Source organism: Streptomyces sp. CA-243310 (assembly GCF_050936775.1).
Classification (GTDB): Bacteria; Actinomycetota; Actinomycetes; order Streptomycetales; family Streptomycetaceae; genus Streptomyces.
The window spans coordinates 3,394,748-3,410,250 of the sequence record NZ_JBNJMF010000001.1 but is presented as its reverse complement, the minus strand read 5'-3'; the positions used below and the strand labels follow the sequence as shown (position 1 = coordinate 3,410,250).

Sequence of the window (15,503 nt, the reverse complement as noted above, 5' to 3'; positions counted from 1 at the left end):
TGTACGTCCGTCCGCCTCTGTCTCCGTCCGTCCGTCCGTCCGTCCGTCCGTCAGAAGTCGACGGGGTCGCGGACGAGCGGGCACGTCATGCAGTGGCCGCCGCCGCGACCGCGACCCAGCTCGGCACCGACGATGGTGATGACCTCCACGCCCGCCTTGCGCAGGAGGGTGTTGGTCTGTGTGTTGCGGTCGTAGGTGAAGACCACGCCCGGCTCGATCGCCACGGCGTTGTTGCCGCTGTCCCACTGCTGGCGTTCGGAGGCGTAGACGTCACCGCCCGTCTCGATCACCCGCATGTCGGGCAGGCCGAGGGCCTCCGTGACCACCTCGACGAACGTCCTGGAGCCCTCGTCCGTGATCCGGACGCCGGGAGCCTTGTCCGACGGGCGCAGCGAGAACGTGTGGACCGCGTCCATGATGCGCGGGTACAGGGTGACGATGTCCCGGTCGGCGAAGGTGAAGACCGTGTCGAGGTGCATGGCCGCGCGGAGCTTCGGCATCGCGGCGACGACGACGCGTTCGGCGGCGCCCCGCTCGAAGAGTGCCGCGGCGACCTGGGTGATGGCCTGCCGCGAGGTGCGTTCGCTCATGCCCATGAGGACGACGCCGTTGCCCACCGGCATGATGTCTCCGCCCTCGAAGGTCGCCTGGCCCCAGTCCCGTTCCGGGTCGCCCCACCAGACGGTGGCGTCCTTGAAGTCGGGGTGGAACCGGTAGACGGCCTTCATCAGCAGGGTCTCGTCGTGCCGGGCCGGCCAGTACAGCGGGTTCAGCGTGACGCCGCCGTACAACCAGCAGGTGGTGTCACGGGTGTAGAGCGTGTTCGGCAGCGGGGGCATGAGGTACTCGCGGATGCCGCCGGCGTCGCGGGCCAGGGCCAGGTACTCGGACCTGAACTCGTCCGGGAGGTCGGCCGTGGCGAGTCCGCCGATCAGGAACTCGGCGAGCGGGCGGGGTTCCAGCGTCTCCAGGAAGGCCCGGGTGCCGTCGATGAGACCGATGCCGACCTCGTTCGCGACGATCTTGCGTTCCAGCAGCCAGTCCCTCGCCCCGGGCAGCGCCATCGTCTGTCCCAGCAGGTCGTGGAGCTCGACCACCTCGACGCCCCGCGCACGCAGCTTGTTGACGAAGTCGGCGTGGTCGCGCTGCGCGTTGTCCACCCACATCACGTCGTCGAACAGCAGGTCGTCGGCGTTGGTGGGGGTGAGTCGGCGGTGAGCGAGACCGGGGGCGCACACCAGTACCTTGCGCAGTTTGCCGACTTCCGAGTACACACCCGGGGTCGGCGCGGGACGGACGGAGTCGTTCATGCGGTTCCCCTCGCGGGACGGGTCGGAGTACGCGGGCACTCCGCGACGCACACACGGCACCATGATCCCCCATTCCGTACAAACCGCCCATTCAGTGCGGGAGATGCCGTACCGGTCATTCGACCAGGTGGGCGACGAGGTAGCCGAACGCGTTGGTCGCCCAGTGCAGGGCCATCGGGGCGAGCAGCCCGCCACTCAGCCGGCGCAGCACGCACAGCACGACCCCCGCCGCCGCGGTGAAGAGCACGGCCGCGGCGTTGACGAGCACGGCACCCCACGGCGAGTGCCCGAAGACGGAACCGAGGACGGGTTTCGCGTCGTTCAGGTGCAGCGACGGCAGGATGTGCCACAGGCCGAAGAGCAGGGAGGAGAAACCGATGGCCGCCCGGGTGCCGAAGTCTCGATCCACGAGGCCGTACAGGACACCCCGGAAGGCGACCTCCTCCAGCAGCACCGTGCCGACGGGAACGGCCACGCAGACGCGCCAGAGCAGCTCGCGGGCGCCGAGGCCGCCGGTGCGCCGGTCCTCGAAGAGACCTTGACCGGCCGGTACCAGTGCGACCGCGAGATAGCAGCAGGCGACGACCAGGACGAGGGTCCCGGCCCACCGCAGTTGCCGGGGCAGATCAGCCCTGCCGAGCCCGATGTCGTCCGCGTCGCAGCCGGCGAGCCACGCGAGGACGATCAGGACGGTCGTGGTCACGAGGGCGGTCAGGAGGATCCACGACGGCGCCCAGCGGTTGTCGGCCAGGTTAGTGAGCACCAGGACGACGATCACGCACAGCAGGGCGGCTCGCGTGGTCAGGATCGGACGACGTGAGGCCGTCGGCTCCGGGCCGTTCATGGCGGGTCTCCTCGGCATCCCGTTCGGGTCAGAGCTCGACCCAGCCCAAGGCCAGGGCGACGATCCCGAGGACCGCGCCGGCCACCGAGACGGCGAGGATGACGTACTCGCGGGGCGAGAACAGCCTCCTCCCCTGTTCCCGGCGGGCCATGACGAAGAGGATCGTCGCCGGGGCGTAGATGATGAAGGAGATGAGCACGTAGCGCAGTCCGGCCGCGAAGATGAGGAAGGCCGTGTAGAGCGTCGCCAGCACGGCGACCACCAGTTGGCGCCTCCGGCGACCGGTGGCGGTCACCGCCGCCTCGGTGTGCCCCGCGCGGCGGTCCCCGAAGGCGACCTTGACGGCGAAGGCCGCGGCGAGCAGGAACGGGATGAGGGAGAGGGCGCTGGTCAGGTCGAGGGCGAAGTTGAACGCGTCGTCGGAGAACAACGTGACGATCAGGATGATCTGCGAGAGCACGGTCGTCATCACGAGCGCGGGGACGGGTACGTCCTGAGCCGTGGCCCGGCCGAGAAACCGGGGCATGTCCTCGTCCTTGGCGGCGACGAAGAGGACTTCGGCCGCCATCAGCGTCCACGCCAGGTAGGCGCCGAGCACGGAGACGATCAGGCCGACGCTGACGAAGGCCTTGCCCCAGGTGCCGACGGCCGCCTCCAACACCCCGGCCATGGACGGCTGGCGCAGCTCGGCGATCTCGCTCATCGGCAGGATCCCGTAGGAGACGATGGTGACCGACGCGAAGACGGCGAAGACGCTCAGGAAGCCGAGGACCGTGGCCCGGCCCACGTCCTCACGACGCTTGGCGTGGCGCGAGTACACGCTGGCGCCCTCGACGCCCAGGAAGACGAAGACGGTGGCCAGCATCGTTCCGCGCACCTGGTCGAACAGGGAGCCCGCGTAGTCGGCGCCGGCGAAGTTGTCCGCGAAGACGCCGGGGTCGAGGTAGAACAGCGTGAGGACGATGAAGAAGAGGATCGGCACCAGTTTCGCCGCGGTGACGATCCTGTTGATGGCCGCCGCTTCCTTCACCCCGCGCCGGATGAAGAGGAAGAAGGCCCACAGCCCGACCGACGACAGTGCCGCCGCGAGGACGGTGTCCCCCTCGCCGAGGGCGGGAACGACGGCGCCGATGGTGGACATGATCAGCACCCAGTACGTCACGTTGCCGACGCAGGCGCTGGCCCAGTAGCCGAAGGCGGAGAAGAAGCCGAGGTACTCGCCGAAACCGGCCTTGGCGTACGCGTACACACCGGCGTCCAGGTCGGGCCGACGTACCGCGAGCGTCTGGAAGACGAGCGCCAGCATCAACATGCCGGCGCCCGCGATCGCCCAGGAGATGAGGGCGCCCGCCACACCGGTCTCCTGTGCGAAGCGACGGGGGAGCGAGAACACCCCGGCGCCCACCATGGACCCGACGACCATGGCCGTCAGCGTGAGCAGGGTCAGTTTCGCCGCGGGCGCGGACTCCGGCGCGCTCGGGGCGCGTTCAGCCTGGGACATGGTGTTCCTCATCGCCGGTCCGGACTCGGAACCGGACCCCGCGCGACCTGAGCGGGCAGTCCGTCCGTGGACTCCGCCACTGTCCGTCAGTTCGCCGGGCCCCGCATCTTCTCGATCTTGCCCGATCGGCGCCCCCGGACCGGCCCCCACGAGCCGGCTTCCCGTCCGGCCGCACCCAGCGAGCGCCCACCCACCCGCGCCGTCACGATCGGGGGAGAACGCCGCGGCCGGAAAGGACTCGCGCAGTGAGCACTCGCACACCAGACGAACACGCTCCCCTGAGCCGGAGTACCGGTGACCACGGCGGTAGCCGGCCGTCGCCCCGTACCCGCCCGTCGTCCGGCGCCACCCCGTCGCTCACCGACGGGGCGCGCCCGGCCCGCGCGATGACGCCACCGCCATGGTGCTGAGCGTGATACCTCCCCACGTGCCGCTCCCCGGCAGTGGCGGGCTCCCCGGAGACGGACGGTACGGCGAGAGCCCGCGGAGCGGACGCGTGGTGCGCCGGGGGCTCTCCCTGACCGGTGTCGTGCTGGCGACGCTCTTCTACTGCCTGTCCCTGACCCCGGCCCTGCTCCCCCGCCCGTGGTGGCTCCAGGGGGTGGAGGCGGGGGTGACCGCGGCCCTCGGGTACGCGCTCGGCGCGGTCCTCGGCAGGGTGACGCGGGCACTGGCCGGGCGCAGGCTGATCCTCCCCGCCCGGTCCCCGCAGCGCGCCGTGTGGGCGGCGGTGGCCGCGGTCTGTGGGGTGGCCGTCGTCGTGACGACGGCGTTCGGCGTGTCCTGGCAGGGTGACATGCGCAGGGCGGTCGGGATGCGGCCCCAGGTGGTGTGGTGGCAGTGGGCGCTGGTGCCCGTCCTCGCGGGCCTGGTCGCGGCGCTGCTCCTGTGTGCGGCGCGCGGCCTCAGGTTGGCGACCCGCAAGGTGGCGCAGCCGCTGACGTGGTTGGTCCCCCGCTCGGTCGCCTACGGCACGGGGATCGCCCTGGTGGCCTTCCTCGTCGTCGGTTTCGTCCAGGGCTTCCTGCTCAGGGGCGTCCTCCACGCGGTGGAGAACGGGGCGTCCCTGACGGACCAGGGGACGAGCAAGGGCGTGGTCCGCCCGACCTCCACGACGCTCTCGGGAGGCGACGGCTCGTACACGCCCTGGGACACCCTGGGGGCGAAGGGCCGCGACTTCGTCGGCCGGGCGAGCACCCGCGCGGACATCGCCCGCTTCACCGGGCGGGACGCCAAGGATCCGGTCCGGGTGTACGTGGGCCTGCGTACGGCGGACTCCCTGGACGAGCGGGCCCGGCTCGCCGTCCGCGAACTGGAGCGCGCCGGGGGGTTCGAGCGGGACGTGCTCGCCGTGATGGGCACGACGGGCACCGGCTGGGTCAACGATCAGGGAAGCCGACCGCTGGAGTACCTCTGGTTCGGTGACAGCGCGTTGGTGGCCATGCAGTACTCGTACCTGCCCAGTTGGGTGTCCGTCCTCACCGAGGACGAGGCGGCCGACGCGAGCAGGGCGCTGTTCACGGCGGTGTACGACAAGTGGCGGACACTGCCGGCCGAGACCCGACCGAAGCTGCTCGCGTACGGCGAGAGTCTTGGCTCGTACGCCATGGAGAACGCGCTCGGCGGCACGCTGAAGGGCCTGACCAGCCGCACCGACGGGGCGCTGTTCGTCGGCCCCACGTATGCCAACCCGCTCTGGAAGACGCTCACGGACGGCCGTGCTCCGGACAGCCCGTCGTGGCGGCCCGTCGTCGGTGACGGGGCGCAGGTGCGGTTCGCGCAGGTCCCCTCGGACTACGCGATTCCCGCGGCGCCGTGGACGGGCCCGCGCTCGGTGTACCTCCAGAACGGTTCGGATCCCGTCGTGTGGTGGTCGCCGGATCTCGCCTATCGGCACCCCGACTGGCTCGACGACCCCAGGGCGGGGGACGTGTCATCGGCGATGCACTGGTATCCGGTGCTGACGTTCTGGCAGGTGGTCTGCGACCTGGCCGGCGCGGACGGGGTGCCCGATGGCCACGGACACCGTTACGGCACGATGCCGACGACCGCCTGGGCCCAGATCACCCGGCCCCCGGGCTGGACCCCCGCACGAACCGCCGCCCTCGCCAAGCACCTCGGCGCCAAACCCTGAGGCCGCGCGCGGGGTGCACACCGCCGGCAAGCGGCCGGCGGCACCCCGCGCGTCGGTGTCCGCGAGGGCGCCGGGCCCGGTGCCCACCGGGTCAGGGGGCGCTCTCCGTCTCCGTCTCCGTCTCCGTCTCCGTAGGATCCTCCCAGGCCAGGATGTGGTGCCGGCTCTCCGAGGTCCCGCCGGCCACATTGCGTCCGACCACGTGCATGGCCGCCTCCTCGGCGGACTCCTCCCCCGTGTCGTCGCCGGCGTCGAACCCCAGTACGTCCGTGTTCCGTCGCGAGCCCGCGTCCCGCACGGAGACCAGTCGACCGACTCCGTCCTCGTCGAGGAGGAACGGCGCGCGCGGCGCCTCGCCGATCTCGGGGATCTCCTGGGCCAGTCGTTCGTCGAGCGACTCGCCCTCGCTCTGTTCGCGCCCCGTGGTGCCGTGGCGTGTCACCACGCTCGCGCGGTCCGCGGCGGTCTGATAGCCCTCGTCAAGCCCCAGATCGGCGTTCGGCTCGTCGAGCGCGTTCTCCATGTCCGGCTGTCCCTCGGACGTCTGGTCGGTGTCCTGGGGCTGGTACACGTCGTCGCCCTGGCCATTCGTTTCATCGACCATGGTTCTTTCCCGTCTGGGTTGACGAGCCTCGGCCAGGACCGGAGTGGCGTACTCGCCGGTACGGCCGCTCGCCGCCCCCCGACGTGTGACCGCCCGCACCGTCCATGCGCCGCATCTCCCTCTCGCGTACCGACCGGCCATGGTCAGAGCGCTCAGGCTCTCCTCCCATCATGGCCGCACTCCCGCCGGCTGACGAACGCTGCACCGGTGGCGCCCGGGGCCGGGCCCGGTACGTCCGACAGCGGGCGGGGTGGGTCGGGCCGCGCCGGCCCCGACGAGGTGGCTGGGGTTCTCGCGGTGCCGGCTCGTTCACCCGGACAGGGCCGTTCGACCGGCGGACGCGCCGCCGTCCCCGTTGGTCGCCCCGTACTTCAGTAGCGTCGGCGGCAACGCGACCCACCCGGGGCGCTGCCGTCCCCCGAGACCTGTGAGGCGTTTCCCCCATGAGCCTGAGCATCCGCAACCAGCTGTCCGGCACCGTCACCTCCATCACGACGGGCGAAGCCATGGCGACCGTGAAGGTGCGCCTGGCGGGCGGCCAGGACATCACCGCGGCGATCACCACCGACGCGGTGCGGGAACTCGGCTTCGCCGAGGGCTCCGCGGTCAAGGCCCTCGTGAAGTCCACCGAGGTCGCCCTCGCGACCGCTCCGGTCGAGGGCATCTCCATCCGCAACCAGATCCCTGGAACCGTCACCGACGTCACCACGGGCGGCGCCATGGGCTCCGTCAAGGTGGGCGTCGAGGGTGGCGAACTGACCGCCGCCATCACCAAGGACGCCGTCGAGGCCCTCGGTCTGACCGCCGGCGCCTCCGTCGTCGCCCTCGTCAAGTCGACCGAGATCTCCCTCGCCACCGCCTGAACCCCCGCTCCCCCGCCCGGGGTTTGGTCACGGACGGGCCGGCTGTCCACCGGTTCCCGGCCACGACCGTGCCGAACGGCGCTCCGCGCGTCCCCTTCCCGGGCCGCCACCCGGGAAGGGGCGGTCCACGACCTCACCACCCCCGACCGCCTCACGGCGAACGACGGCCCCGCGGGACTCGGGTTTCGACGCCCGCCCGGCCCCTGGATCCCGGGCTTCGCGTTCACGCTCGGACAGACTCGCGTCACATCACCACGTGTCCGCCCCACCACCCCGACCCGTCACGTGCGAGGTCGGGATGGTTCAGGCGTGTGCAGAAACATTCTTTCATCAACTCCCGTGATTCAAAGCGCTCTTGTGTGCAGACGGGACGGCCGGTAAGTGCCACGATGATCCATGCTTCAACCGTCAGTCGGGGTGACCGAAACCAGTTGTCGGCCCCCTCGACAGCCCTACGCCACGAAGGGGCGGGCAGACATGAGCGCTACACCATTCACTTCTCCCTTAGGCAGCGGGCAGGGCCTGGACGATGAGCAGGTGCGGCTCTACTACGGCCGCAAGACCGCGGACATCCTCCACAAGTACGGCCCGGGCCCGCGCGTCCACTTCCACCTGGGGCTGTTCGGGCACGACACGCACCCGCACACCACGGTCCCGCAGGACGTGATCAAGCAGCGCATCGTGGGCGCGCAGGAGGAGATAGTCGAGCACGCCGCCCGCTCCTGGGGCGCGTACGAACGGCCTCCCCGCACTCTCCTCGACATCGGCTGCGGCCTCGGCGGCGGCTCGCTGTACTGGGCGCAACACCACCGCACGAGGGTCACCGGTCTCACCATCGCGGCCGAACACGTGCCGCTCATCCACCACTTCGCGCGAAAGGCGGGCGTCGGCGACCGGGTCCGCGCCCACGTGGCCGACATCCACGCCCACGACGCCGTGCACGCCTACGACGCCGCCTACGCCAACGAGAGCAGCGGCTACATGGACCGCTCCCGACTCTTCGAGGTCGTCGCGCGAGCACTTCGGCCGGGCGGCTGGTTCGGCATACAGGAGCACTTCGTGTGCCGGCCCGAGTGGCGCGGGTTCCTCGACGAGTACTACAAGACCCGGCTCGGGACGCGCGAGGAGTACGTGAGCGCCGCGTCGGCGGCGGGCTTCACCCTCGAACGGGACGAGGACGTCACCGACCGGGTGGCGGAGTTCTGGGTACAGTCGATGGCCTGGAACACCTGCGAGCTGGACCGGGTCCGGGCCGGCGGCGCCCCGGCGGCGTGGACCGCGAGGCGCCTGGAGGAGTCGACCGTGGTGCACAGCAGACTCTTCCGGCTCTGGCGCGACCACGCGGTCGAGACCCGGCTGCTGATGTTCCGGATCGGGGGCTGAGGACCGTGACGTCCATCGATCGCCCTTCCCGTATCGGCAGGCCGCTGCCGGCGTTCTACTGCCCCCTCACCACCGGACTGGTCCACCCCCGGGCCAAGGAACTGGAGGCCCTGGCCGTCGACTGGCTCGACTCCCACGGGATCCACACCGATCCCGTCGAACGGGCCTGGAGCCTGGCCACGCACAGCGCCGACTTCTCGTCCCGCATCGTCCCGCACGGGGACGACACCGCCCTGCTGCTGTTCATCGAGTGGAACTACTGGGCCAACGCCGTCGACGACTGGCAGGATTCGGGGGCGGACGACGTCCGTACGGCGGCCGTCACCGACCACGGCGCGCGGCTGCTGCGGACCATCGAGACACCGGGGGCAGACGTCCTGCCCGACGGGCCGATGACCCGCGCCCTCGACGACCTCGTGACGCGCACGCACGCGCTGCTCACCCCGTTCGAACTGCGCCGGTTCACCGAGGGGACGCGTGACTGGCTGCTCGGGGCGGCCTGGGAGGCGGCGAACGCCGAGCGGGGACTGGTACCCGGCCTGGCGGACTTCGCGGCCATGGGAACCCTCGCGAACGGCACCCGCTTCTCACTCACCTGGGCCGACGTGGCCAACGGGGTCCGGTTGGCCCCCGACGTGTTGTACGCGCCCGCGGTGCGGGCGCTCACCGACGCCGCGGGATTCGTCGTCAGCGCCGACAACGACCTGTTCTCGTACGACAAGGACGATCACGTCGAGCCGCGGGAGGTGAACCTGATCAACGTGATCGCCCACCAGGAGGGCCTGACACCGGCGCGGGCGGTGCCGGTGGCGGTGGCGCTCCGGGACCGGGTGATGGGCCTCTTCCTGAGGCTGCGGGAGCAGGTGGCCCGCGGCGCGGACGAACAGCTCGCCCGCCACCTGGAGGGGATGGGCCACTACATCGCGGGCTGCCTCGCGTGGCAGGACCGGGCGCCGCGCTACGCCGGCCCGCGCAACCGCAATGAACTGCCCGTGGAGGGGGCCCGGTTCGACATCCGGTACAGCGACGTGCCGAGCGACGAGCGGACGGAGGCACCGCCGCTGCCGGCCCTCGCCTGGTGGTGGGACCTCCTGGACGGGTGAGGGCGGCACCCGCACCCCGGTGGCGACGTTCCGGGGCCCGCGCCATGCGTGGCACGGGCCCCGGGTCGGACGGGTCGGACGGGTCGGACGGGGCTCAGCCGAGTCCGAGGAGTCGTCGCCACCAACTCGGCCTGCGATGGGTGGCGGAGGTCGCGGGCATCGTCGTCGGCCGCGGCGGGACGGGCGCGGTGGGGACGTGCGGCGGGTGTCCGACGGCCTGCTCCGGGAAGGGGCGTTGGCCATTCGACACCGAGCCGTCGTCCAGTGGGCGCGGTGTGAACCGTGCCGGCAGGGCCAGCAGGTGCCGGGACATGAGCGTGCCGCGCCAGCGCAACTCGCTTTCTGCGACACCCAGTTGCAGGTCGGGAAGTCGACTGAGCAGCACTTCGATGCCGGTGTCCGCGATGGCCCGGCCGATGTCCTGGCCCGGGCATTCGTGGGGGCCACTGCTGAAGGCGAGGTGTGAACGGTTGCCGTGTACGGACGCGTCGGGGTCCGGCCGGATCTGCGGATCCGCGTTGCCCGCCGACAGGCCGAGCAGCAGCATGTCACCGGCCTTGATGTCCCGCCCCCCTAGCCGGGTGTCCCCGGTGGCCCACCGCCCGATGATGGTGTTGATCGGCGGGTCGTCCCACAGGACCTGTTCGAGCGCGTCGGGCAGGGTCATGTGGCCGCCTGAGAGGCTGGCGCGGAAACGCCGGTCGGTCAGGACCGTCCGCAGGGTGTTCGCGATGAGGTTGGCGGTCGTCTCGTACGCCGCGATCAGCACGACGCGCAGGTGCATGAGCACTTCCGTGTCGGTGAGGTCCGCCGGATGCTCCAGCAGCCAGGACGCCAGGTCTCGGGCGGGCACCGATGCGCGGGCGTGCACCAGTTGTTCCAGGGTCGCGGTGACGTACCGGTCGCTCTCCAGGGCCGTCTCGGTCCCTTGCAGCATGTCGCGGGCCGCCTTGACCAGGCGGGGGCCGTGCTCCTCGGGTGCGCCGACGAGCTGGGTCATGACGAGCATGGGGAGTTGGTCGGAGAAGGCGGCGACCAGGTCGGCGCGTCCGTCGGCCGCGATCCGGTCGATCAGCTGGTTGGCGAAGCGGGTGACGTGGCGGCGGATGCCTCGTCTGTCGAAGCGCAGCAGGGATTCCACGACGGCGCCGCGCAGCCGTTCGTGGACGGGACCGTCGGTGAAGTTGCACACCGGTACCCAGGCGACCATCGGGCCCAGCGGGGTGTCGGCCGGCACCCTGCCCTCCCGCATGTCGCGCCAGCCCCGGGGGTCGCGGGCGAACCGGGAGGGGGTGCGGGCCACGTCCAGGTTCTCGCGGTGGCCGAGGACGAGCCAGGCCCGCAGTTCTCCCTGGACGAGGACCGGGGCGACCGGGCCGTGTTCCGCGCGGAGCTTCTCGTACAGACCCGCCGGGTCCGACGCCGCCTCGGGTCCGTCGAGCCGGTGCAGCCCGCCGGGCGTCGCCCCGGCGTGCGCGGGGCACCCGGGTGGCGGGGTGGGATTGGTACTCACAGTGCCTCCGTGGTTGCTGCCTGGGAGTGCAGGTAGCGCATGAGGGTCAACAGGACGTCGCGGGCCGAGCCCCGGCGTCTGGCGTCGCAGACGAGGATGGGGACCGTGGGGGGCAGGTCCAGGGCTTGGCGGAGTTCTTCGAGCGGGTGCTCGGGCGCGTCCGGGAAGGAGTTCACGGCGACGACGAACGGCACGCCGCGCTCCTCCAGCCGACCGATCACGTCGAAGCTGATCTCCAGCCTGCGGGTGTCGAGGAGGACGACGGCGCCGAGCGCGCCCTCGAACAGTCCCCGCCACAGGAACCAGAAGCGCTCCTGTCCCGGGGTGCCGAACAGGTAGAGCACGAGTTCGTCGTTGATGCTGATCCGGCCGAAGTCCATGGCGACGGTCGTGGTGGTCTTGCGACCCACCCCGCGCGTGTCGTCCACGCCGATGCCCGCCTTGGTCATCGTCTCCTCGGTGGTCAGCGGCCTGATCTCACTGACCGCGCCGACCATGGTCGTCTTGCCCACGCCGAAGCCGCCGACGACGACGATCTTGACGGCGGTGGCCGTCGACTGCGGGAGTATGTCCTCGTGCCGGGGACCGGCGACGGCCGGCAGGTCAGAGTTTCTGTAGTCCATCGATCACGGCCTCGATCAGAGCGATGTCGGGAAGTTTGGCGACGGGCACGGGCGGGCGCACCTGGACCTGTTTGCCCGCCAGGAGATCGCCGATCAGGACGGTGACCACGCTCACGGGCAGGCCGACGTAGGCCGAGATCTCGGCCACCGACAGCGGTGCCTGGCACATCCGCAGGATCGACGCGTGCTCGGGCTGCATCTCCGGGCGCGTGCCCGCCTTCGCGACCACGAGCGTGACGAGGTCCAGGCGGGTGGAGGTGGACGATCCGCTGCGGCCACCGGTGATGACGTACAGCCTCTCGGGGCTTTCCTCCTCCCATCCTCCGGGGGGCTCGCTCACGCGGTGTGCCCGTCGTGTCGGGGCGGGGTGCTCAGGTGCTCTCCAATCCGGCTCACCAGGTCGCGCATCTGCGCGCCCATCAAGCCGGCGTCCACGCCCTCGTCCGCCAGTACCGCCAGGTAGGAGCCGGAACCGGCGGCCATCAGGTAGAAGAAGCCGCCGTCCATCTCGATGACGACCAACCGCATCCGTCCCTCGGAGCGGGGCAGTTCGGAGGCGACGGCACCGGCCAGGCTCTGCAGGCCCGCGCACGCGGCCGCCAGCCGGTCCGCCGTGTCGATCTCGGCCCCGTACTGGGCCACGCACAGGCCGTCCGCGGACAGCACGATCACGTGACGTGTCTGTGGGACTCCGGAGGCCAGGTCCTTGAGCATCCAGTCCAGGCTGCTGACTCGCTGTTGCATCACTGCTTACGTCCCTTTGTTCGCTGGGCCCGGGCCATCGTCGTCGCCGCCCGACGTGCCGGACAGACCGTTGTGGAATGCCTCCAGCCACATGCCGGGCGCCGCCTCTTCCGTCGGGGTCCGCGAGGAGAACCCGTACGGCGCGTCGGGCGCGACCTCCCGGTCCTTGCGCCGCCGCTGGGGCAGGCCGGTGGGGGTGCGCTCGGTGACGGGAACGGCGTCGTCGCCGCGGCCGGGGCGGGCCGGGGGCACCGTGCGGGCCGCGGCCGGCGGGAGCGGCGCGGAGTTCTGCGCCGAGAGGTGGTCCACGGGGTGCTGCCGAGGGCTGGGGGCGACGGCCCGCGGACCGGAGGACGCGCCGATGCCGTGGGCGAGCCCGGTCGCGGCCGACGTCGTGGTGATGAGGTCCTGGGGAACGATGAGTACCGCGCGCACCCCGCCGTAGGCCGAGGACCGCAGGGAGATCTGGAATCCGTAGGCCTGCGCGAGGCGGCCGACGACCGCGAGGCCCAGGCGCGGGGTCTCGCCGAGGTCGTTGAGGTCGATGCCGGTCTGGGCCTGGGCGAGCATCCGTTCGGCCCGCTTGCGGGCCTCCTCGCTCATGTTCACCCCGCCGTCCTCGATCTCCACGGCGATGCCCGACTGCACCTCCACGGCGGTCAGGTGCACCCGGGTGTGGGGCGGCGAGTACCGGGTGGCGTTGTCGAGCAGTTCGGCCAGGGCGTGGATCAGCGGTTCGACGGCGGGGCCGACGACCGCGACCTCGGAGACCGAGTGGAGTTCGACGCGCTGGTAGTCGATGATGCGGGACATCGCTCCGCGCAGCACGCTGTAGAGCGGGACGGCCCGGCTCCACTGGCGGCCGGGGCGGGCCCCGCCGAGGACGGAGATCGAGTCGGCGAGTCGACCGACCAGGGCGGTGCCGTGGTCGAGCCGGAGCAGGTCGCCGAACACGTCGGGGTTGCTGCCGTGCCGGTCCTCCATCTCGCGCATTTCCTGGGCCTGTTGGTGAACGATGGCCTGCACGCGGCGGGCGATGTTCACGAAGGCGCGCTGCGCGGACTCGCGGAGGTTCTCCTCGGCGTCCACGGCGTCGACGACACGGGCGAGCACGGTCCGCAGGGCCGTCTTGAACTGCGGTGTCATGGAGGTGTCCGCGCTCCAGCGCGAGGCGTGTCCGGCGTTGCCGACGAGCGAGTTCAGCACGTCGTCGGGGAACTCGCCCCGGCGCAGCCGGTCGATCACCTCGGGCAGCAGTACGTCGGCGAGGTGGATCGTCTCGGCCTCCTGGCGCCGCAGGGCGGTGAGGAGTTCCGCGACCTGTGAGCGGTGGGCGGTCGCGGACCGGCCGCGGAGCGTCGCTTCCGCGACCGCCGCGACCGTGCAGGCACCGCCGATCGCGATCCACACGACGGGGGCGGACCCCGAGGTGGAGAGCAGCGCGCCGACCAGGCAGGTCGCGGCCACGACCACGATCGCGGGGAGTGTCCAGCTTATCCCTGCCTCGAATGAGGAGGCTGCGGGTGGGGAATGTTCTTGCGCCATCAAGTTCCTCGAGCCATCGAAAGAGGGGATCTTATGACCGATGGGCGGGAGCTTAACGGGGCCAACTCGACTGGTCCGGAGTTTCGTTGTTGTTCATCAGACGGAGGAACGATAATGCGCCATGACGTGGGCGAAGGGGAAAGGTGTTCGATGCGACCCCCGTTCGGAAAGGTCGCTGCTGAGAACACCGTTCACGGTCAAGGCAATGGAATCGGCGCTCGATAATTCGAACACTCTTCGTGGAACGTTCAGGTCACCCTGCGCGGGTTACCGGACGCCATTCGGCGGGATCGGGTAAAGGGCCGCACACGGAAAGGGCCGTCCGCACCGGGGGAGCGGTGCGGACGGCCGTGGTCGTCCCGCGGTCCCGGCACGGCGGAGCCGTTGCGGAGACCGGGTGCGCGGAGACCGGGTGCGCGGGGACCTGTGCGCCGGGGTCGGGGCGCCGGTGTTCCCCCGCCGGGGTCGTGGCCCCGCTACTGGGGGCGGGCGAAGTCCTGGGTCCACCACGGGCCTCCGGCCTGCACGACCCCGACGCCGATCTCGGTGAAGTTGCAGTTCAGGATGTTCGCGCGGTGCCCGGGGCTCTTCATCCAGGAGTCCATGACCTCAGTCGCGTTCGCCTGCCCCTTGGCGATGTTCTCGCCCGTCGCGGACCACTTGTAGCCGGTCGCGTTGATGCGGCCCGACATGGTGGATCCGTCCGGTCCGGTGTGGGAGAGCTCTCCGGAGCGGGCCATCACCTCGGTGTAGGACTGGGCCGCGGAGGTCAGTTTGGCGTTCGCCGTCAGGTCGCCGCAGCCGGCCTGCCGGCGTTCGGCGTTCACCAGGCTGATGACCTGGGCGACCGCCCCCGAGGGGGGCGGGACGGGGTCGGCCGGTGCGGGCTTCCTGGGCCTGCCGGCCGGCTTGACGGGGGCGGGGGCAGGGGCGGCGGGGGCCGCCTTCTTCTCGGTCGTGTCACGGGGGGCGGTGGCCGTGGGGGTCGCCGCGGAGGCCTTCGGCGAGGCGGACGAGGTCGTCGGGGTCGGCGAGGCGGACGCGGTGGGGGACGCGGACTCCGTCGGCCCTGCGCTCCGCGTCGTCGCGGAGTCGGACGCGGACGCGGATCCTCCGGCCGGGAGGGAGTCCGCCCGGACGTCGGAGTCGACCGTGCGGGCGCTCCCCGCCGAGTCGCCCGCGAAGTCCAGGGCGAGCACTCCCACCGTGCCGGCCGCCAGGGTCCCCACGGCGGCCAGGACCACGCGCCGGGCCCGCGGGTGACGCGCGGCACGGTGGCCGCCGGGTATGCGGGGCTGGGGGGTTCGCATGGCAGGGGCCTCCGTACGGGCGGGTG

14 protein-coding genes are annotated in these 15,503 nt (G+C 71.5%); 4 read left to right on the top strand and 10 right to left on the bottom strand.

Features of this window, described 5'->3' with window-relative positions; translation table 11 throughout:
* Positions 1–50: 50 nt before the first annotated feature.
* The 3 genes from ACQEVM_RS14995 to ACQEVM_RS14985 all read right to left on the bottom strand — a co-directional run bounded on the left by ACQEVM_RS14995 (position 51) and on the right by ACQEVM_RS14985 (position 3,655).
* Positions 51–1,310, bottom strand: a complete 1,260-nt coding sequence (locus ACQEVM_RS14995; RefSeq protein ID WP_433078823.1) for an arginine deiminase — start codon at positions 1,308–1,310, stop codon at positions 51–53.
* Positions 1,311–1,425: 115 nt separating this feature from the next.
* Positions 1,426–2,154: a lysostaphin resistance A-like protein gene (locus ACQEVM_RS14990; protein WP_433078821.1), complete on the bottom strand. Its 729-nt coding sequence runs from the start codon at positions 2,152–2,154 to the stop codon at positions 1,426–1,428.
* 28 nt (positions 2,155–2,182) lie between these two features.
* A complete protein-coding gene (locus tag ACQEVM_RS14985) occupies positions 2,183–3,655 on the bottom strand; it encodes a basic amino acid/polyamine antiporter (protein ID WP_433078819.1) in 1,473 nt (490 codons plus the stop codon).
* Positions 3,656–4,067: 412 nt separating this feature from the next.
* Here ACQEVM_RS14985 and ACQEVM_RS14980 point away from each other — a divergent pair, with 412 nt between their 5' ends.
* Complete coding sequence (locus ACQEVM_RS14980) at positions 4,068–5,789, top strand: alpha/beta hydrolase (RefSeq protein WP_433078817.1); 1,722 nt, start codon at positions 4,068–4,070, stop codon at positions 5,787–5,789.
* A 91-nt stretch (positions 5,790–5,880) separates the two neighbouring features.
* On the opposite strand, the gene ACQEVM_RS14975 is transcribed toward ACQEVM_RS14980, so the two are convergent.
* Positions 5,881–6,393, bottom strand: coding sequence for a DUF5709 domain-containing protein (locus ACQEVM_RS14975; RefSeq protein WP_433078815.1), 513 nt, complete (start codon positions 6,391–6,393; stop codon positions 5,881–5,883).
* 443 nt (positions 6,394–6,836) lie between these two features.
* Between ACQEVM_RS14975 and ACQEVM_RS14970 the strand changes: the two genes are divergently transcribed.
* The 3 genes from ACQEVM_RS14970 (at position 6,837) to ACQEVM_RS14960 (ending at position 9,742) form a co-directional block, all read left to right on the top strand.
* Positions 6,837–7,256, top strand: coding sequence for a TOBE domain-containing protein (locus ACQEVM_RS14970; protein WP_433078813.1), 420 nt, complete (start codon positions 6,837–6,839; stop codon positions 7,254–7,256).
* 477 nt (positions 7,257–7,733) lie between these two features.
* Entirely contained in the window at positions 7,734–8,639 is a 906-nt protein-coding gene (locus tag ACQEVM_RS14965; RefSeq protein ID WP_433078811.1) for an SAM-dependent methyltransferase, read from the top strand.
* Between the two features lie 5 nt (positions 8,640–8,644).
* The gene (locus ACQEVM_RS14960) at positions 8,645–9,742 is read left to right on the top strand and encodes a terpene synthase family protein (protein ID WP_433078809.1); all 1,098 of its coding nucleotides are present in this window, start codon (positions 8,645–8,647) and stop codon (positions 9,740–9,742) included.
* A gap of 94 nt (positions 9,743–9,836) precedes the next feature.
* On the opposite strand, the gene ACQEVM_RS14955 is transcribed toward ACQEVM_RS14960, so the two are convergent.
* From ACQEVM_RS14955 to ACQEVM_RS14930, 6 genes are all read right to left on the bottom strand, one after another.
* The gene (locus ACQEVM_RS14955; protein WP_433078807.1) at positions 9,837–11,255 is read right to left on the bottom strand and encodes a cytochrome P450; all 1,419 of its coding nucleotides are present in this window, start codon (positions 11,253–11,255) and stop codon (positions 9,837–9,839) included.
* Entirely contained in the window at positions 11,252–11,878 is a 627-nt protein-coding gene (locus ACQEVM_RS14950) for a GTP-binding protein (protein ID WP_433078805.1), read from the bottom strand. The genes ACQEVM_RS14955 and ACQEVM_RS14950 overlap by 4 nt, the downstream gene beginning before the upstream one ends.
* Positions 11,859–12,218: a DUF742 domain-containing protein gene (locus tag ACQEVM_RS14945; protein WP_433078803.1), complete on the bottom strand. Its 360-nt coding sequence runs from the start codon at positions 12,216–12,218 to the stop codon at positions 11,859–11,861. The genes ACQEVM_RS14950 and ACQEVM_RS14945 overlap by 20 nt, the downstream gene beginning before the upstream one ends.
* Entirely contained in the window at positions 12,215–12,622 is a 408-nt protein-coding gene (locus ACQEVM_RS14940) for a roadblock/LC7 domain-containing protein (RefSeq protein ID WP_351371370.1), read from the bottom strand. The genes ACQEVM_RS14945 and ACQEVM_RS14940 overlap by 4 nt, the downstream gene beginning before the upstream one ends.
* Before the next feature lie 6 nt (positions 12,623–12,628).
* Positions 12,629–14,167 carry a sensor histidine kinase gene (locus ACQEVM_RS14935; RefSeq protein WP_433078801.1) on the bottom strand — a complete coding sequence of 513 codons (1,539 nt, stop codon included), beginning with the start codon at positions 14,165–14,167 and terminating at the stop codon, positions 12,629–12,631.
* Between the two features lie 476 nt (positions 14,168–14,643).
* On the bottom strand, positions 14,644–15,477 hold the full coding sequence (locus tag ACQEVM_RS14930) for a CAP domain-containing protein (RefSeq protein WP_433078799.1): 834 nt from the start codon (positions 15,475–15,477) through the stop codon (positions 14,644–14,646).
* Positions 15,478–15,503 lie beyond the last annotated feature (26 nt).